This is a genomic window from Flavobacterium cerinum (assembly GCF_024496085.1).
In the GTDB taxonomy this organism is placed as follows: Bacteria; Bacteroidota; Bacteroidia; order Flavobacteriales; family Flavobacteriaceae; genus Flavobacterium; species Flavobacterium cerinum_A.
The window spans coordinates 1,405,751-1,423,569 of sequence record NZ_CP101751.1 but is presented as its reverse complement, the minus strand read 5'-3'; the positions used below and the strand labels follow the sequence as shown (position 1 = coordinate 1,423,569).

General features: G+C 37.8%; 17 protein-coding genes. 11 read left to right on the top strand and 6 right to left on the bottom strand.

Translation table 11 applies throughout. The annotated features are described in order from the left end of the window. Positions 1-60: 60 nt before the first annotated feature. The gene (locus NOX80_RS06270) at positions 61-2,574 is read right to left on the bottom strand and encodes a DUF5686 and carboxypeptidase-like regulatory domain-containing protein (protein ID WP_256552455.1); all 2,514 of its coding nucleotides are present in this window, start codon (positions 2,572-2,574) and stop codon (positions 61-63) included. Positions 2,575-2,634: 60 nt separating this feature from the next. Then, complete coding sequence (locus tag NOX80_RS06265; RefSeq protein WP_256552454.1) at positions 2,635-3,612, bottom strand: pyruvate dehydrogenase complex E1 component subunit beta; 978 nt, start codon at positions 3,610-3,612, stop codon at positions 2,635-2,637. Positions 3,613-3,887: 275 nt separating this feature from the next. Between NOX80_RS06265 and NOX80_RS06260 the strand changes: the two genes are divergently transcribed. The 6 genes from NOX80_RS06260 (at position 3,888) to NOX80_RS06235 (ending at position 8,199) form a co-directional block, all read left to right on the top strand. Beyond that, on the top strand, positions 3,888-4,634 hold the full coding sequence (locus tag NOX80_RS06260) for an electron transfer flavoprotein subunit beta/FixA family protein (protein ID WP_256552453.1): 747 nt from the start codon (positions 3,888-3,890) through the stop codon (positions 4,632-4,634). Positions 4,635-4,667: 33 nt separating this feature from the next. Continuing rightward, positions 4,668-5,636 carry an electron transfer flavoprotein subunit alpha/FixB family protein gene (locus tag NOX80_RS06255; protein ID WP_256552452.1) on the top strand — a complete coding sequence of 323 codons (969 nt, stop codon included), beginning with the start codon at positions 4,668-4,670 and terminating at the stop codon, positions 5,634-5,636. 216 nt (positions 5,637-5,852) lie between these two features. Further along, the gene (locus tag NOX80_RS06250; RefSeq protein WP_256552451.1) at positions 5,853-6,479 is read left to right on the top strand and encodes a bifunctional nuclease family protein; all 627 of its coding nucleotides are present in this window, start codon (positions 5,853-5,855) and stop codon (positions 6,477-6,479) included. Positions 6,480-6,500: 21 nt separating this feature from the next. After that, positions 6,501-7,325, top strand: a complete 825-nt coding sequence (locus tag NOX80_RS06245; protein ID WP_256552450.1) for a thymidylate synthase — start codon at positions 6,501-6,503, stop codon at positions 7,323-7,325. 45 nt (positions 7,326-7,370) lie between these two features. Next, complete coding sequence (locus NOX80_RS06240) at positions 7,371-7,709, top strand: 2TM domain-containing protein (protein WP_256552449.1); 339 nt, start codon at positions 7,371-7,373, stop codon at positions 7,707-7,709. A gap of 1 nt (position 7,710) precedes the next feature. After that, complete coding sequence (locus NOX80_RS06235) at positions 7,711-8,199, top strand: dihydrofolate reductase (RefSeq protein WP_256552448.1); 489 nt, start codon at positions 7,711-7,713, stop codon at positions 8,197-8,199. Between the two features lie 51 nt (positions 8,200-8,250). On the opposite strand, the gene NOX80_RS06230 is transcribed toward NOX80_RS06235, so the two are convergent. Beyond that, positions 8,251-8,568: a hypothetical protein gene (locus NOX80_RS06230; protein WP_256552447.1), complete on the bottom strand. Its 318-nt coding sequence runs from the start codon at positions 8,566-8,568 to the stop codon at positions 8,251-8,253. A gap of 183 nt (positions 8,569-8,751) precedes the next feature. Here NOX80_RS06230 and ubiE point away from each other — a divergent pair, with 183 nt between their 5' ends. Together ubiE and porT are read left to right on the top strand one after the other, a co-directional pair. Then, on the top strand, positions 8,752-9,483 hold the full coding sequence (gene ubiE / locus NOX80_RS06225; RefSeq protein WP_256552446.1) for a bifunctional demethylmenaquinone methyltransferase/2-methoxy-6-polyprenyl-1,4-benzoquinol methylase UbiE: 732 nt from the start codon (positions 8,752-8,754) through the stop codon (positions 9,481-9,483). 1 nt (position 9,484) lies between these two features. Next, positions 9,485-10,186, top strand: coding sequence for a type IX secretion/gliding motility protein PorT/SprT (gene porT, locus NOX80_RS06220; protein ID WP_256552445.1), 702 nt, complete (start codon positions 9,485-9,487; stop codon positions 10,184-10,186). Here porT and NOX80_RS06215 read toward each other — a convergent pair. Further along, positions 10,173-10,913 (bottom strand): TrmH family RNA methyltransferase, encoded by a 741-nt coding sequence (locus NOX80_RS06215; RefSeq protein WP_256552444.1) that lies wholly within the window; start codon positions 10,911-10,913, stop codon positions 10,173-10,175. The genes porT and NOX80_RS06215 overlap by 14 nt on opposite strands. 36 nt (positions 10,914-10,949) lie before the next feature. Between NOX80_RS06215 and tamL the strand changes: the two genes are divergently transcribed. From tamL to accD, 3 genes are read left to right on the top strand one after another with little or no spacing between them, the layout of a single operon-like run. Then, positions 10,950-13,505, top strand: coding sequence for a translocation and assembly module lipoprotein TamL (gene tamL, locus NOX80_RS06210; RefSeq protein ID WP_256552443.1), 2,556 nt, complete (start codon positions 10,950-10,952; stop codon positions 13,503-13,505). 47 nt (positions 13,506-13,552) lie between these two features. Then, on the top strand, positions 13,553-14,620 hold the full coding sequence (fbaA, locus tag NOX80_RS06205) for a class II fructose-bisphosphate aldolase (RefSeq protein ID WP_256552442.1): 1,068 nt from the start codon (positions 13,553-13,555) through the stop codon (positions 14,618-14,620). A 36-nt stretch (positions 14,621-14,656) separates the two neighbouring features. Then, complete coding sequence (gene accD, locus NOX80_RS06200) at positions 14,657-15,511, top strand: acetyl-CoA carboxylase, carboxyltransferase subunit beta (protein WP_256552441.1); 855 nt, start codon at positions 14,657-14,659, stop codon at positions 15,509-15,511. Between the two features lie 37 nt (positions 15,512-15,548). Here accD and galE read toward each other — a convergent pair whose 3' ends face one another. Both galE and NOX80_RS06190 read right to left on the bottom strand, forming a co-directional pair. Beyond that, the gene (galE, locus tag NOX80_RS06195; protein WP_256552440.1) at positions 15,549-16,565 is read right to left on the bottom strand and encodes a UDP-glucose 4-epimerase GalE; all 1,017 of its coding nucleotides are present in this window, start codon (positions 16,563-16,565) and stop codon (positions 15,549-15,551) included. A 37-nt stretch (positions 16,566-16,602) separates the two neighbouring features. Further along, the gene (locus NOX80_RS06190) at positions 16,603-17,733 is read right to left on the bottom strand and encodes a DegT/DnrJ/EryC1/StrS family aminotransferase (RefSeq protein ID WP_256552439.1); all 1,131 of its coding nucleotides are present in this window, start codon (positions 17,731-17,733) and stop codon (positions 16,603-16,605) included. Positions 17,734-17,819: the final 86 nt, after the last annotated feature.

The window sequence follows — 17,819 nt, the reverse complement described above, 5'->3', positions numbered from 1 at the left end:
TTAATTCCATTTAATGAACTGCTTTTGAAAAGCTTTGCCTTAAAATATCGCTTTAGACGATTAGAATTCCGGGATAAATCCGAAACGAACACCGAAGCCGGGAGATTGTTTTCCGTTGATTGCTGTAAAATCGGTTCTCCAGATAAAATCAACACGGAAGGGTCTGAAGTTTCCGTATCCGATATTTTCAAATCCGAAACCATATTCGCTATACACTTTGTCTGACGGAGCCTGATAAGCAAGAAATGATCGGTTCATATCAATATTTTTCTGCGAAATACTACCGTAAGCAAATCGGTAGAAAATCAAACTTCTCCATTTTAGTTTTTTGATCAGCGGAATACGATTCATAATCAATCCGTTGAAATGATGTTCGAAATGTGCTGACAAATAGGTATCGGTTACAAAATCGTAATAGTTCAATAATGAGAATGAATTCGGCACAACCGAGAAGGTTTGATCGGCACTGATCGGATTTAATAACGGTAACGGAACGGCGTCAAATACTTTTCCGAATTCGATATTGGTTTTTAGTATTCCGAAATTACTCAGGAATAGCGGTTTATTAACCGACATCTGAATCTTGTTGTAATCGAAATCACCTCCAAATACCCCTTTATTCCCTCGAATGTATTTTAATATAATTGTAGGATATAAGGTTGTTCCCAGTTTTTGGTCAACACCAAAACCGTAAACATAACGTCCCGGCGTAAGGATTAACGATATATTACTTGTATAATCTACCAATTCACTTTGAACCAATCCGGTATCCGGGGAAGCATAATCAATTGAGAAATGCGTCGGATCCGCCGCTTTGATATGTTGGCGAACGGAAGAAACATTTAAGTGTACATTATTATTAAATGCAAAATCAAAATTAACCGAAGTTCTTCTCACGCGTGACAGGAAATAGTTTTCACCACGTCCGATGATTACGTTTGTATTCAGGTTCTTCGGTAACAACTCATCCGTTTCGATCAGTTTTCCGCCCAATTGCAGGTTATCATCCAAATGCGATGCACCGACAACGATACGCGGTTTAAAGCTCAATAAATATTTTGCTTCTGCTCCATATTTAAACTTCTGGTCTTTTGTTCCGTAAGCACCGTAAACCATTGCCCTGAAACGGTCGTTATCTGTTTTATACGTTCGGAAACCGGCTCTGAGTCGAAGTCCTTCCACATTATTATTGGAGATGAGCTGCCATAAAAATCCGGCCTGAATACCATCAAATACTCCGACATAACCGGTTGACAATACGGTAATAATATCGGTAACGCTCCTAACCTTTTTATTCGATTTCAGATCCTGAATTACCTTTCGGGTTTCTTCTGTTTTATTTTCGGAAGCCCGCAATGATTTCCAGTACTGATCTTCTTTTTCAAACTGATCGCCTCTGATCTGTACAATCTTGCCATCGTAGAAAGCATCCTCTTTGGGCTGATTCAATACATAATCACTATACACGAGGTTCTTTTTTACATAGAAACCTTTTTCATCATCATTCTTTGTAAACAGTGTAAAATCACCTTCGTAGTAATCCCGTGTCGGCAGATACATGGTATCATTTAATGTTTCGAAGTATTTTTCAAAATACAGATTACGCACCAAACTTAAGTTGATATTCTTATTGGTACGCATCGAAATTTCGGTCAGCGCAAACGTTTTATCCGTTACTTTAAAACTACCTTCAAAAACCAAATCGGCCGATTCCCGAGGGAAGAAATAAATATGGTATGTTTTTTTACCGCCTTCAACGATACTATCTTTTAATAAGTATTCATATACCCCGTAACCTCTTGTTGAAATCGGGCTGACAAAAGCTTTATTCAAAATTTGAATATCATCATCATACACATCGATTGTGGTAAAGGTATTACTGATCCGATCGAAAATAAATCCGCGTTGATTTAACCCGGTATTTCGTTCGGCTTCCATATCGATTCTTTCCTTATTCAGCAGATTATTCCCATATACATGTTCGTTAGTTTCTTTCATGTATACCGGTACAATAAATTTATTCTGACGTCTTTCTTCTTTTACAATCGCAGCAACAGAATCATAGGCATTACCGACAATTTTTCTCAGGAAAACACTATCCAGATTACTTAGTCCAAGACTTACGGAAGAGTAGCGTTCATAATCGTAAGCTTTAGCCAGTTTAAGTCCGTTTTTCTTTTTATTAGCCCAGATTCCCTGAAGAATACGATATGCCGGATTTTCTTTTTTAGACAAGTGTTTTTTAGGCTTACTAACAATAAGCACTTCCTGTAGTTCTTGTCCGATAGTCAGTCTTATTTTTAAATTTTCAGTTACCTCCTGTTTCAATTGAATTTCCTGATTATTATATCCGACAAAAGATGCCACCAACACTTTCTGATTTGTTTCTGATGTCAGTGTAAATTTTCCGTTTTCATTTGTTGTTACACCTATTGTCGTTCCTTTAAAGAAAACGCTTGCAAACGGCATTGGCTCATTCATTTCATCGTAAACCGTACCGGTTACTTTTGTCTGCGCCTTGATACCAACTGAAAAAATAAGTATTAAATATAGGGTGTAATATAATTTCCTCATAAGCAAAAAAAAAGCTTCATCTGTTTAATCGATGAAGCTTCAAATATAGAGTATATTTTCTTATTTATAAGTAACTTTCTTCACTGCTTTTACAACATCGCCTGCATTAGGCAACCATTCTTTTAAAAGCACCGGAGAATACGGCGCAGGAGTATCTGCAGTAGTAATTCGTTGAATAGGAGCATCCAGATAATCGAATGCTTTTTCCTGAACCATATAAGTAATTTCTGAAGCTACACTACCAAACGGCCAAGCTTCTTCCAATACTACAAGACGGTTGGTTTTTTTAACCGATTTCAGGATTGCATCATAATCCATCGGACGAACCGTTCTTAAGTCGATCACCTCACAAGAGATACCTTCTTTCGCTAATTCATCAGCAGCGATATACGCTTCTTTTATAATTTTTCCGAATGAAACAATAGTTACATCGGTTCCTTCACGTTTAATTTCAGCAACACCTAACGGAATAGTATATTCCCCTTCCGGCACTTCCCCTTTATCACCGTACATTTGTTCGGATTCCATAAAGATAACCGGATCGTTATCACGGATAGCTGATTTTAATAATCCTTTTGCATCATATGGATTTGACGGTACTACAACTTTAAGTCCCGGTGTATTTGCAAACCAGTTTTCAAAAGCCTGAGAGTGTGTTGCCGCTAACTGTCCGGCAGAAGCTGTAGGACCACGGAATACGATAGGCATTGAGAATTGTCCGGCAGACATCTGACGCATTTTTGCTGCGTTGTTGATGATCTGATCGATTCCAACCAATGAAAAGTTAAACGTCATAAATTCTACGATAGGACGGTTACCGTTCATGGCAGAACCAACTGCGATACCGGCAAAACCTAATTCTGCGATAGGAGTATCAATAACTCTTTTCGGACCGAATTCATCCAGCATTCCTTTGGAAGCCTTATAAGCACCGTTATATTCGGCTACTTCTTCTCCCATTAAATATACCGATTCGTCGCGACGCATTTCTTCGCTCATCGCTTCACAAACCGCTTCTCTAAACTGTATCGTTCTCATGTAATTTGGTTTTCCTTATTTATTCAATTCGCAAAAGTAAAAATTTTAAATTACTTAGCCGCTACAAACTAGCAATTATAACATTCTTTCTACTAAAGACGAAAAAGTTTTGATTTCGCAAAAAAGTTTTTCATTTCAAATGTTTTTTAAATTATTAGGAATTTATCCTTTAAATCATTGTAAAAAAGATATTTATTATGCACGCATAGTAATTTATTGAAATAAAATCATTACTTTCGTTGCTCAAAAATTAATCAACTTTAACTTTAATTAAAATGAAAATATTAGTTTGCATCAGTCATGTGCCTGATACTACTTCAAAAATTAACTTTGTTAATGGCGATTCAGAATTTGACACAAACGGTGTACAATTCGTAATTAATCCTAATGACGAGTTTGGTTTAACCAGAGCGATATGGTTTAAAGAACAACAAGGAGCAAACGTAACAGTGGTTAACGTTGGCGGACCTGATGCAGAAGCGACATTACGTAAGGCATTAGCAATCGGAGCTGACGAGGCAATTCGTGTAAACGCAGCGCCAACAGACGGTTTTTTCGTAGCTAAGCAATTGGCTGAAGTGGTTAAAAACGGGAACTACGATTTAGTTATTGCCGGAAAAGAATCATTAGACTATAACGGTGGAATGGTACCGGGAATGCTGGCTGCTTTAGCCGGATTTGATTTTATCAACTCTTGTATCGGTCTTGAAGTAAACGGAACCAGTGTCAAAGCGGTAAGAGAAATTGACGGCGGAAAAGAAACTTTAAGTGCAAGCCTTCCATTAGTAGTGGGCGGACAAAAAGGTATCGTTGAGGAGAAAGATTTAAGAATCCCGAACATGAGAGGAATCATGACAGCAAGAACCAAAGCTTTAACTGTTTTGGAACCAGTTGCATCTGATAACAATACAAAAGCGGTTAAATTTGAAAAACCGGCTCCGAAATCGGCGGTTAAATTAGTAAGCCCGGACAATCTGGATGAACTAATCAACCTTTTACATAACGAAGCAAAAGTTATCTAATTTTTCACCTTTAAACTTTAAACAAAGAAGATCATGTCAATTTTAATATACGCTGAATCAGCAGAAGGAAAATTTAAAAAAGTAGCTTTCGAGTTAGCTTCTTATGCTAAGAAAGTGGCTGAAAAAATGGGAACAACCGTTACTGCCGTTACTGTTAACGCAGGTGATGTTAGCCCGCTTTCAAAATACGGAGTAGACAAAGTTTTAAAAGTAAACAACGATAAATTAGCTGCTTTTAACGCTAAAGCATACGCTGACGTTATCAAACAAGCGGCTCAGAAAGAAGGAACCAAAATTATCGTTCTATCTTCTACAACCGACAGTTTATACCTGGCTCCGCTTGTAGCAGTAGGCTTAAATGCGGGATATGCTTCTAACGTAGTAGCATTACCGGAAAGCACTTCTCCGTTCACAGTAAAACGAAATGCTTTTTCTAACAAAGCTTTCAATATCACTGAAATCACTACCGATGTAAAAGTAATCGGATTAGCGAAAAACTCATTCGGATTAGCCGAATCTGCTTCTTCATTAACAGAAGAAGATTTTGCACCGTCATTAAATGATGCTGATTTCTCAATCAAAGTTGAAAACGTAGAGAAAGTAAGCGGAAAAGTAACCATTGCCGATGCTGAAATTGTAGTTTCTGCCGGACGTGGATTAAAAGGTCCTGAAAACTGGGGTATGATCGAAGATTTAGCAAGTGTTTTAGGTGCTGCTACAGCTTGTTCAAAACCAGTATCTGATTTAGGATGGAGACCTCACAGTGAGCACGTAGGACAAACCGGAAAACCGGTAGCTGCCAACTTATATATTGCAGTAGGTATTTCAGGAGCGATTCAGCATATTGCCGGAATCAACTCTTCTAAAGTAAAAGTAGTAATCAACCCTGACGCTGACGCACCTTTCTTTAAAGTTGCAGATTACGGAGTAGTTGGTGATGCTTTCGATGTAGTACCGAAATTAGTTGAAAAATTAAAAGAATTTAAAGCACATAATTCTTAATTTTCAAACAACCGAATCAAACGGGCTTTCTAATCTAAAGATTTAGTATCTTTGTTAGTAAGCCCGTTTTTTTTTTATTTTTAAAAGCGGAAATTTTAGGTTTACTTTGCAAACCTTTTTACCGTATGCGTAATTTTCAAATTTACGCCAATACTGTAAACAGGCGAAGTTAAAAGAACGTAACAGTTCCAAAAGCAATAATGTAGCAACCTCCAGATGAGTTTAGTAAAATTAACGATAAAAGGAATTTCATACAGTCAAACGCAAAACGGCGCTTACGCCTTGATTTTAAATGAAGTAGACGGCGAACGCAAATTACCGATCGTAATAGGAGCTTTTGAAGCGCAATCGATTGCCATCGCTCTTGAAAAAGAGATCAAACCTCCGCGTCCATTAACCCACGATTTATTTAAAAATTTTGCCGACCGATTTGACATCGTTGTCAAACAGGTTATTATTCACAAACTCGTAGACGGCGTATTTTTTTCCAGTATTATCTGTGAAAGAGATCGAATTGAAGAAATTATTGACGCTCGTACTTCCGATGCTATTGCATTGGCACTCCGTTTTAACGCTCCGATATTTACTTATAAAAACATACTGGACAAAGCCGGTATTTACTTAAAAGTAAGTCCGCTGGAAGACACTAAAAAAGAAGAAGGTGACGATCCTTTAAGCAGTCCTGAAACGTTTGGTCTGACCGATAACGAAGATGTTACCGGTGAAACCTATTCACAATACAGTCTTGCTGAGTTATACGATTTATTAGAAAGTGCCGTTCAGAATGAAGACTATGAAAAAGCGGCTAAAATACGTGACGAAATTTCAAAAAAAGAATCTTAATTTACAATCCCGCCTCCCATCATGAAACAATATTTAGATTTAGTAAAGCACGTTTTAGACAACGGAAGTCAGAAAGGTGATCGTACCGGAACCGGAACCAAAAGTGTTTTCGGTTATCAGATGCGTTTTGACTTAAGTGAAGGGTTCCCATTGGTTACTACTAAAAAACTACATCTGAAATCGATTATTCATGAGTTACTTTGGTTTTTAAATGGTGATACCAATATTGCCTACTTAAACGAAAACGGCGTAAAAATTTGGGACGAATGGGCGGATGAAAACGGAAATTTAGGTCCAATTTACGGTCATCAGTGGCGCAACTGGAACAATGAAGAAATTGATCAAATTACAGAACTGATTGATACTTTAAAAAATAATCCAAACAGCAGAAGGATGTTGGTTTCGGCCTGGAATCCAAGTGTACTTCCAGACACTTCCAAGTCATTTGCCGACAATGTTGCCGACGGAAAAGCAGCTCTTCCACCCTGCCATGCTTTTTTCCAGTTTTATGTATCCGACGGAAAATTATCTTGTCAGCTATACCAACGTAGCGCTGACGTCTTTTTAGGTGTTCCGTTTAACATTGCATCCTATGCGCTGTTTACTATGATGATCGCACAGGTTTGCGATCTGCAACCCGGTGATTTTATTCACACTTTCGGTGATGTACATATTTACAACAACCATATCGAGCAGGTACAATTACAACTTACCCGCGAACCGCATAAACTCCCTAAAATGATCTTGAATCCTGAAATTAAAAACATTTTTGATTTCAAATTTGAGGACTTTACTTTAGTCGATTACGATCCGCATCCGCATATTAAAGGAGTTGTTTCTATATAATTTTAAAAGAAATTACTTATCTTTATTTCCATAAAAACTATTCATATGGAAATAAACCAACACGAATTATATGAATATGCAAGACAGCGCTTAAAACAAAAAAAGCGCCTCTATTTTCATTTTGTCTTGTTTTTCCTGGGAAGCATCTTCTGTATTGTTGCGAATAAACTACTGAATATCAAACCTGAAATGAACTGGTATTTATGGGTTATTACCGTATGGTTTTTCTTGTTTGTATTGCATTTTATTCGTGTGTTTATTACCGACAGTTTTATGAATAAAAAATGGGAACGTGCTCAGATAGACAAACTGATGTTACAACAGGAGCGTAAATTGGAACAACTACAAAAAGACATTGACAAACAGAACAACGCTACACAATAACATGATTACCATTATCGCTGCTGCGGCAGAAAACAATGCATTAGGAAAAGACAATCAAATGATCTGGCATTTACCGGATGATTTTAAACGTTTCCGCCAGCTCACCACCGGTCATTATATCATAATGGGACGGAAAACATTTGAAAGCTTACCCAAACTTCTTCCTAACCGGACGCACGTGGTTATCACCCGTCAGAAAGACTATTCCGTTCCGGACGGCGTTCTGATTGCCGGTTCACTTGAAGAAGCCATTAAAATAAGTCCGCAGAATGAGTCTATCTTTATCATTGGCGGCGGAGAAATCTACAAACAATCTTTACCAATTGCCGATACTATCGAATTGACACGCGTGCAAACCAGTCCGCATGCAGATGCTTTTTTTCCGGAAATCAACCCGGATCAATGGCAACTAACATTCGAGGAATTTCATCCAAAAGATGAAAAACATGCTTTTGATTTTAGTTTTTTGACGTATAAAAAAACATCCTGATATTACTTCAGGATGTTTTATAAAAGCTATTGTTATCGTATTTTTTGGGAATTATTCAAGTGAAAGCACCTGATAACATAAAATAAAAATTGCTACTGTCAGTAACAATCCGGAGATAAAAATAATGACATTAGCAAATCGTTGAGAATACATCTCAAAAAAGCCTTTAATACCAAATACCACAAAAGTACTAAAGACAAAAAAAACTAAAATTTCCAAAAACAAATTTAACCCAAAGAACGTTTGCGGTACCCCATATTCAGCAGGATTAAAATTTAATCCGCTGTTGATGCTTTCTACCAGAACCAATGTAACAACCAGTACCAATAGCATCCATTTCAATTCCGAAAAAAATAGTTTTGATAACATAGCCTATTAATTTGTATAGTGTAAATTTCCCAATAAATACAACGTCAGACAATCGCCAAATCTTTGTATTTTTTATCTCACCAAATTTGGTGACCCTCTTCTAACCAAATATTGCCAATAACAAAACCCTTTCTTTTCATATACGGTGCTTTTCTATTATCTTTGCTCTAAATTTCTTAAAGAATGTCAAAAAACGTCACGCCTTATAAAGATTCCGAACTAGGAAAAAAAGAACAAGTAACCCAAATGTTTGATACGATTTCCGGAAAATACGACAACCTGAATCGTGTTATTTCTTTTGGTATTGATATTAAATGGCGTAATAAAGTTTTAAAAATAGTTTCCGATAAAAAACCGCAAACCGTATTGGACATTGCAACCGGAACCGGTGATTTAGCTATATTAATGACTAAAACCAGCGCTACTCAAATTATCGGATTGGATATTTCTTCCGGAATGCTGGAAATCGGAAAAAAGAAAATCACTCATTTAAATCTTACCGATAAGATCCAAATGGTATTAGGCGATTCAGAAAACATTCCGTATGAGAATAATTATTTTGATGCTATAACCGTCGCTTTCGGTGTTCGTAATTTTGAGACTCTTGAAAAAGGATTATCTGAAATCTTGCGCGTACTAAAACCAAACGGTGTTTTTGTTATCTTAGAAACCTCGGTTCCAACCCGATTCCCTTTTAAACAAGGTTATTATTTCTACACTAAAAATATCTTACCGTTGATCGGGAAGTTGTTTTCTAAAGACAAAGTAGCCTATTCCTACCTGTCGGAATCCGCATCTGTTTTCCCTCATGGTGAAGCGTTAAACAATATTTTACGAAAAGTTGGGTTTATAGATGTGAAACACGCTCCTCAGACATTCGGAGCCGCAACGATTTATTCAGCTTCAAAAAAGTAATATGAGAAAAGTCATCCTTATTTCCTTACTATTCCTGTCATTAAACAGCTTTGCACAATCCATGTTTAGTAAAAATCCGGTGATCAACCTGGAGAATTTTGATAAACAACGTGTGCACTGGGGTTATTTTTTAGGTTTTAGCAGTTATGATTTTAAGTTTGACTATATCAAACCCGGCGTTGATATTGAAGTAAAAGGTTCAACCGGATTTAACGTAGGTTTGGTTGGAAATCTTCGTATTATGGAACATTTGGATCTTCGTTTTGAACCCGGATTATACTATACGCAGCGTGATCTGACCTTCCACGATCCGAGTCTGACCCGTCCTGTAGAACAATTAAGAGAGGTAAAATCGACTTACATTCATTTTCCGTTACTTTTAAAATTCTCTTCGCAACGTTTCGGAAATGTACGTCCTTATGTAGTAGGCGGATTTTCTAAATCATTGAATTTAGGAAGTAACCATGATGCTACAGATGACAACTACGCCTATCGATTTCGTATGACACGGTGGTCGACTAATTACGAATTGGGATTAGGTATCGACTTTTATCTGGAGTATTTTAAATTTTCGCCGTCCATACGTGGCGTATTCGGTTTAAATGACGAATTAATTCGTGACAACAACCCGAACAGTCCGTGGACCGGAAATGTAGAGTCGATGAAAACACGTGGTATCTTTATCAACTTTACTTTCCACTAAAAGTTCCTCTTTTAAATTCGCTAAGAATAATTGCGGTAGCAGTAGCCACATTCAAACTTTCCGTTTGTTGTAAATTACCGAAACGCGGTATCGAAAGTCGTTCCGTAGTCTTCTTTTCTATCGCTTCCGAAATACCATTGGCTTCATTTCCCATAACGATAATTCCGTTTTCAGGGAGTTTTTGCTCATACAGATTGGCTCCGTCCATAAACGTTCCGAAAACCGGGAGTTTTGTTTGATCCAGAAAAGCAATCAAATCCGTATAAACCACATTAACTCTTGTAATCGATCCCATTGTAGCCTGAACCACTTTCGGGTTATAGATATCAACGGTTTCGTTTGTACAAACAATATGGGTAATTCCAAACCAGTCGCTCAATCGTAAAATCGTTCCCAGATTTCCCGGATCGCGAATATCATCCAGTGCCAGAATAAGTCCTTCTTCCGTTATCGGCTTTTCTTCGGGAATATAAAACAAAGCCAAACAAGTGTTCGGCGTAGTAAGTGCACTTATTTTTTTGAGTTCCTGTTCGGTAATTGCGGTTACTTTACCAGACGGAAGCGTATCAAAAACAGGTTCAACCGTAAACAAATGGTACAGTTCAAAATTGGAATTCAACAATTCTTGAATTACCTTTATACCTTCAGCAAAGAACAATTTATGCTGTTTTCTATATTTTTTTTGCTGTAAACTCGTTATTAATTTGATTTGGTTCTTACTAACCATAAAAAAATGTATTTTTGACTTACTATTGTAATCGGTTTGAAAAATAATTTATCAAAAATAGCACTATTTCTTCTATTAGGTGCAATTTTATATTCCTGTTCTCTTGTTAAAAGAGTACCTGAAGGGCAACACCTTTTAATTGAGAATACGGTAATGGTCGACGGCAAAAAAGAAAAAAGCGAGACCATTTTAAATCAGCTTTACCAGAAACCGAACAGTTCCATTTTAGGATACCGTCTTCGTCTTCAGATGTATAATCTGGCTCGAAAAAGTCCGGAAGCCGACTATCAATTATGGCTCGAAAAAAATCCGAAACGCCATAAATTTCTGGCCGACCTGTTATCGGAAAAGCAAGTGCAACGTTTAGGACAATCTTTTTTTGTTTCCGGTGCCAGTACCTTTCTGAAAAAAACCGGTGAACCGCCTGTTATTATCGATTCTACCAAAGTACAAAAATCCAGAAACCGATTATTATCTTACTATTTTAACGCCGGTTATTTCAATAACAAGATTACCTATAAAATTGACACTTTAGCAGACAAACGCGGAAAAGTAAGCTACGACATCAAACTCGGCACCCCGTATATTATTGACAGTATAAGCACTTCGATCAAAACCGAAGCGTTGGATTCGTTATTTCAGCGAACCAAAAACCAATCGCTTATCGTTAAAAATAAACAATACAATTCACAGGATTTTATTGATGAACGCAAGCGGATTGCAACTCATTTCCGAAACAACGGTGCTTATTATTTCCAGGAAACCAATATCGAATATGATGTGGATACCGTTGCAACCAATCACAAAGCCCATGTAGACATTCTGATTGATGACCGAACAATTAAAAAAGGGGATTCGCTGGTAAAAGTTCCTTTTAAATTATACACAATCAGTGAGGTTAACATCTTTACCGGAAACACACATAACAAAAGCAAACAAAAAGTAGCTGACAGTGTAAGCTATAACAACTTTAACATTTACAGTTCAGACAAGCTAAAATACAAACCGAAAGCCTTAACCGATGCTGTTTTCATCACCAAAGGCAGTAAGTTCAGTGATTTCAGACGTCAGTTAACTTCCCGTTCACTGAGTAATTTACGTGTCTTTAATTATCCGAATATTGAATATGAAGAAGACAAAAATGATTCAACCGGGACATCCCTGATAGCCAATATCATTTTATCGCCACGTAAAAAATTCACCTTTAATGCTACTGCCGATTTTATGCACTCCAACATTCAGGATTTTGGTATTCTGGGGAGTGCAGCCGTTTCGATACGTAACCTTTTCAGAGGTGCCGAAATTTTAGAAATCGCTTTAAGAGGGAATATCGGCTCGTCTCGTGATTTAGCTAATCCGAATAACGTATTTTTTAACATTTCCGAATACGGAGCCGATGTTAAGCTATCTTTTCCGAGAATCTTTTTCCCGTTAAATACCGATAAAATCATTCCGAAAAATACGCTTCCGACCACCCAAATGAGTATCGGTCTTTCGCGCCAGCAAAATATCGGTCTGGACAAAGAAAGCTTTACCGGAATCCTCAATTATAACTGGAATCCGAAGCGAAACACCAATATCCGTTTGGATCTGGTGAACCTGCAATATGTCCGCAACGTAAATCCGGGCAATTATTTCAGCGTATATCATTCCTCATACGATCGTCTGAATAGCCTTGCTCATGTTTACAACACCAATCCGGGTAATATGGATGCTGAAGGAAATCTGACCATTCCGGACGGAACGACTAATTTCACTAATGAAGTATTAGGCGGTCAAACCAGTCTTACTCAAAATGACGGTGACTACTTTGCGATTCGCAGTATTGAGGAAAGAAGAATCCGACTTACGGAGAATAACCTGATTCTGGCAACAAATGTTACTTATACAAAATCAAGTCGTACCAATATTAACGATAACGATTTTTATACTTTTAAAACAAAGTTGGAATCGGCAGGAAATATGTTGAGTCTGATTTCAAAACTGGAGAAACAGGAAGAGGACATTTACGGCCGTAAAAAATTCTTTAATGTAGAATACTCACAATATCTGAAAGGTGAAGTTGATTTTATCAAAAACTGGGATTTAGGCGGCAAACAAGTTATCGCTGCGCGTGCCTTTACCGGACTGGCGATTCCGTATGGCAATTCCAATTCGATTCCGTTTTCGCGAAGTTACTTTGGCGGAGGATCAAACGACAACCGTGCGTGGCAATCCTATAGTTTAGGTCCCGGACGAAGCGGTGGTTTAAATGACTTTAACGAAGCCAACTTTAAAATTGCTTTAAGTGCTGAATATCGTTTTAACATTTTCAACAAACTAAACGGTGCTTTTTTTGCCGATGCCGGAAATATCTGGAACGTATTTGATAACGTAACCGATGAAGAAAGCGTTTTTGAAGGTTTTAAATCGTTACAGGATATTGCATTGGGTACCGGAATCGGTTTCCGATATGATTTAAACTTCTTTGTAATCCGTCTGGATGTCGGTTTCAAGACCTATAATCCGGCCAAAGAGATGAAAGAAAGATGGTTCCGTGACATTGTACCGAACCGTGCTGTCTTAAATATTGGAATTAATTATCCTTTCTAATTTTAGAAATTATTATTTTTGTCGAAATAAATCAAAACAACAACACAATGGCTCATAATATAAAACCAGGTGTAGCAACCGGCGATCAAGTTCAGGAAATTTTCAATTATGCAAAAGAAAAAGGCTTTGCCTTACCCGCAGTGAATGTAACCGGGTCCAGTACTATTAACGGTGTAATGGAAACAGCAGCTAAGTTAAATGCTCCTGTTATTATCCAGTTTTCCAATGGTGGCGCTTCTTTTAATGCAGGAAAAGGACTTTCCAACGAAGGACAAAAATCGGCTATATTAGGTGCTATTGCCGGAGCAAAACATATTCATACCCTGGCAGAAGCCTATGGTGCTACAGTAATTTTACACACAGACCATTGTGCTAAAAACCTGTTACCGTGGATTGACGGTTTATTGGATGCCAGCGAAGAACATTTTAAACAAACCGGAAAACCGTTATTCAGTTCGCATATGATCGACCTTTCAGAAGAGCCGATCGAGGAGAATCTGGAAATCTCCAAAAAATATTTGGAGCGTATGAGTAAAATGGGAATGACACTGGAAATCGAATTGGGTATTACCGGAGGAGAAGAAGACGGTGTAGACAATTCGGATGTAGACAGTTCTAAACTATACACACAACCGGAAGAAGTAGCTTATGCTTATGAGGAATTAATGAAAATCAGTCCTCGTTTTACTATTGCTGCCGCTTTCGGAAACGTTCACGGTGTTTACAAACCGGGAAATGTAAAACTGACTCCGAAGATTTTGAAAAACTCTCAGGAGTATGTTCAAAACAAATTCAACACCGGAAACAACCCTGTTGATTTTGTATTCCACGGCGGTTCAGGATCCACATTAGAAGAGATCAGAGAAGCAATCTCATACGGTGTAATCAAAATGAATATCGACACTGATCTTCAGTTTGCTTTTACTGAAGGAGTTCGTGACTATATGATTTCAAAAATTGACTATTTAAGAACACAGATCGGAAATCCGGAAGGAGCCGATGTTCCGAATAAAAAACACTATGACCCGAGAAAATGGGTTCGCGAAGGAGAAATTACGTTTAACACACGTCTGGAACAGGCGTTTAAAGACCTGAATAACGTTAATACACTATAATCGTATTAACATTCGGATTAATTCAAATTAAAAACTATGGCTTGGTTTAAAAGAACAGCAAAAGGGATTCAAACCGCAACTGAAGATAAAAAAGATGTACCGAAAGGACTTTGGTACAAATCGCCTACAGGAAAGATCATTGATTCTGAAGAATTAGCAAAAAATCTTTGGGTTAGCCCGGAAGACGGATATCACGTTAGAATTGGTAGTAAAGAGTACTTTGAAATCTTGTTCGACAACAACGAATTCAAAGAACTGGATACGAATATGACTTCTAAGGATCCGCTTAAATTCGTAGATACAAAAAAATATAGTGATCGTTTAAAAGATGCTATCGATAAAACCAAATTAAAAGATGCTGTTAGAACAGCCGTAGGAAAATCAAAAGGAAAAGACCTTGTTGTTGCTTCTATGGATTTTGCTTTTATCGGAGGATCAATGGGAGCAGTTGTAGGTGAGAAAATTGCTCGTGCTATCGATTATTCTATCAAGCACAAAGTTCCTTTTATCATGATCTCCAAATCAGGTGGTGCTCGTATGATGGAAGCGGCTTATTCATTAATGCAGTTAGCTAAAACTTCTGCTAAACTAGCGCAATTGGCTGATGCTAAAATCCCTTACATTTCATTATGTACAGATCCTACAACAGGAGGAACTACTGCATCTTACGCTATGTTAGGTGATATCAATATTGCTGAGCCGGGCGCTTTAATCGGTTTTGCCGGACCACGTGTTGTTAAAGATACAACCGGAAAAGATCTTCCGGAAGGATTCCAGACTTCAGAATTCGTTTTAGAGCACGGTTTCCTTGATTTTATCACACCTCGTAAAGAGTTAAAAGACAAAGTGAATTTATACCTTGATTTAATTTTAAATCAACCGATTCGATAAATTAAAAATCCCGGCTACAAACCGGGATTTTTTTATTTTATATGTTTCGGACTTTCTGTTCCCATTTCCAGGCAGATGTCAGCGCCTCTTCTAATGTTGATTCTGCTTTCCATCCTAAAACGGTATTCGCTTTATCCGTATTGGCATAGGCTTCGATAATATCACCTTCACGTCTACCGACAATCTTATAAGGAAGCGGCTTACCGCTAACTTTTTCAAAAGTACGAATCACTTCTAACACCGTACTTCCTTTTCCGGTTCCGACATTAAAAATCTCTACTTTACTTTCGTTTTTATTATCCAGTAATCTTTGCAAAGCGACTACGTGTGCTTTTGCCAGATCAACCACATGGATATAATCCCGTATACAAGTTCCGTCGATCGTTGGGTAATCATTCCCATAAACCGATAATTCCGGTCGGATACCGATTGCCGTTTGCGTAATAAAAGGAACCAGATTCTGCGGAACGCCAACCGGTAATTCTCCTATTTCAGCTGTTTCATGTGCTCCTATCGGATTAAAATAGCGCAATAAAATCGCATTGATTCCCGATACTTTCGCTACATCAGTGATAATTTCCTCTCCTACCCGTTTGGTATTTCCGTAGGGCGACATGGCCGGTTGTACAGATGCACATTCCGTGATCGGCATTTTTTCTGCCTGACCATAAACCGTACACGATGAACTAAAAATAAAACGGGCTTCTTTTTTCTTCTGCAACTCCTGTAATAAATACACCAATGAAGCAATATTGTTTTCGTAATACAGCAATGGATTTTCCACACTTTCACCAACCGCTTTCGATGCCGCAAAATGAATTACGCCTGCAATATCGTCATAGCGTTTAAAAAAAGCACTAACAACCGCTTTATCGCGTAAATCAATTTGCTCGAATATCGGTTTGCTTCCGGTTATTTTTTCGATTCCCGTTAAAACATCCACAGATGAATTCGACAAGTTATCGACAATTATAACTTCAAAACCCCGGCGGTGCAATTCCACTACCGTATGTGATCCTATAAAACCTAAACCTCCGGTAACTACTACTTTCATTTATTATCGAATAAAGTACGAATATACGCGAAATGGTTTATTTTAAAAACTCCAATACGCTGTCAGTAATAAATTTAATCTGCTCATCATCCAGTTCTGTATGCATCGGTAACGAAATCACTTCATTTACCAATTCATTTGTTACCGGAAAATCCGCTTCATTATAACGGCTATCGGCATATGCTTTCTGACTGTGTAACGGAATCGGGTAATAAATTGCACACGGAATTCCTTTATCGATCAGATGTTGCATCAACGCATTTCTGTCGGCATTTAAAATTCGCAGTGTATATTGATGAAATACATGACTTCCTTTTTCTCCTTTAACCAAAGGTGTAATAATATTTGCATGTCCGGCAAAAGCAGCATCATACTTTTCAGCCGCCAACTGTCGGGCGTCGTTATATTCGTCCAATTTCGGCAACTTCGTATTTAAAACTGCGGCCTGAATACTATCCAAACGGGAATTCACTCCTACTACATCATGGTGATATCGCACATACATTCCGTGGTTTACAATTCCGCGTAATTTATAGGCCAGTTCATCATCATTTGTAAAGATAGCACCACCATCACCATAACAGCCTAAGTTTTTAGACGGGAAGAAAGAAGTTGACGCCACATGCCCGATAGTTCCAACTTTCTTTTTTGTACCGTCAGCATATAGGTAATCCGCTCCGATAGCCTGTGCATTGTCTTCAATTACATATAAATTATGTTCAGTAGCCAAAGCCATAATTTCCTCCATATTGGCTGCTTGTCCGAACATATGTACCGGAACGATTGCTTTTGTTTTTGGTGTGATTGCTTTTTTAATCGCTTCAACCGAAATATTAAAAGTAGCAGCATCGACATCCACCAAAACCGGTGTTAACTGTAGTAAGGCGATAACTTCTACCGTAGCGGCAAAAGTAAAATCAGCTGTAATTACTTCATCACCCGGTTGTAAACCCAACCCCATCATGGCAATTTGTAAAGCATCGGTACCATTGGCACACGGAATAACGTGTTTAACATCCAGATACGCTTCCAATGCTTTTTGAAACTGATGAACCTGCGGACCGTTTATAAATGCCGTTGTATCCAGCACTTCCTGGATTGATTGGTTCACCACCTCTTTTATTTGTTCGTATTGACCCTTAAGATCAACCATTTGTATTTTTTTCATATATTTTCTGAATTGCTTTGTGACCGTCAGGGATATCCCTTGTAAAGTGAATTAAAACAAGCAAAAATACTCATTTAATGAGTTTA

What these genes read in the sequence shown, in the direction of transcription:
- NOX80_RS06215 (WP_256552444.1), bottom strand. Translation starts at nt 10,913, where the DNA reads ATGGTTAGTAAGAACCAAATCAAATTAATAACGAGTTTACAGCAAAAA.
- NOX80_RS06235 (WP_256552448.1), top strand. Translation starts at nt 7,711, where the DNA reads ATGATTACCATTATCGCTGCTGCGGCAGAAAACAATGCATTAGGAAAA.
- NOX80_RS06260 (WP_256552453.1), top strand. Translation starts at nt 3,888, where the DNA reads ATGAAAATATTAGTTTGCATCAGTCATGTGCCTGATACTACTTCAAAA.
- NOX80_RS06240 (WP_256552449.1), top strand. Translation starts at nt 7,371, where the DNA reads ATGGAAATAAACCAACACGAATTATATGAATATGCAAGACAGCGCTTA.
- NOX80_RS06270 (WP_256552455.1), bottom strand. Translation starts at nt 2,574, where the DNA reads ATGAGGAAATTATATTACACCCTATATTTAATACTTATTTTTTCAGTT.
- accD (WP_256552441.1), top strand. Translation starts at nt 14,657, where the DNA reads ATGGCTTGGTTTAAAAGAACAGCAAAAGGGATTCAAACCGCAACTGAA.
- NOX80_RS06255 (WP_256552452.1), top strand. Translation starts at nt 4,668, where the DNA reads ATGTCAATTTTAATATACGCTGAATCAGCAGAAGGAAAATTTAAAAAA.
- ubiE (WP_256552446.1), top strand. Translation starts at nt 8,752, where the DNA reads ATGTCAAAAAACGTCACGCCTTATAAAGATTCCGAACTAGGAAAAAAA.
- NOX80_RS06245 (WP_256552450.1), top strand. Translation starts at nt 6,501, where the DNA reads ATGAAACAATATTTAGATTTAGTAAAGCACGTTTTAGACAACGGAAGT.
- NOX80_RS06265 (WP_256552454.1), bottom strand. Translation starts at nt 3,612, where the DNA reads ATGAGAACGATACAGTTTAGAGAAGCGGTTTGTGAAGCGATGAGCGAA.
- NOX80_RS06190 (WP_256552439.1), bottom strand. Translation starts at nt 17,733, where the DNA reads ATGAAAAAAATACAAATGGTTGATCTTAAGGGTCAATACGAACAAATA.
- NOX80_RS06250 (WP_256552451.1), top strand. Translation starts at nt 5,853, where the DNA reads ATGAGTTTAGTAAAATTAACGATAAAAGGAATTTCATACAGTCAAACG.
- fbaA (WP_256552442.1), top strand. Translation starts at nt 13,553, where the DNA reads ATGGCTCATAATATAAAACCAGGTGTAGCAACCGGCGATCAAGTTCAG.
- porT (WP_256552445.1), top strand. Translation starts at nt 9,485, where the DNA reads ATGAGAAAAGTCATCCTTATTTCCTTACTATTCCTGTCATTAAACAGC.
- NOX80_RS06230 (WP_256552447.1), bottom strand. Translation starts at nt 8,568, where the DNA reads ATGTTATCAAAACTATTTTTTTCGGAATTGAAATGGATGCTATTGGTA.
- galE (WP_256552440.1), bottom strand. Translation starts at nt 16,565, where the DNA reads ATGAAAGTAGTAGTTACCGGAGGTTTAGGTTTTATAGGATCACATACG.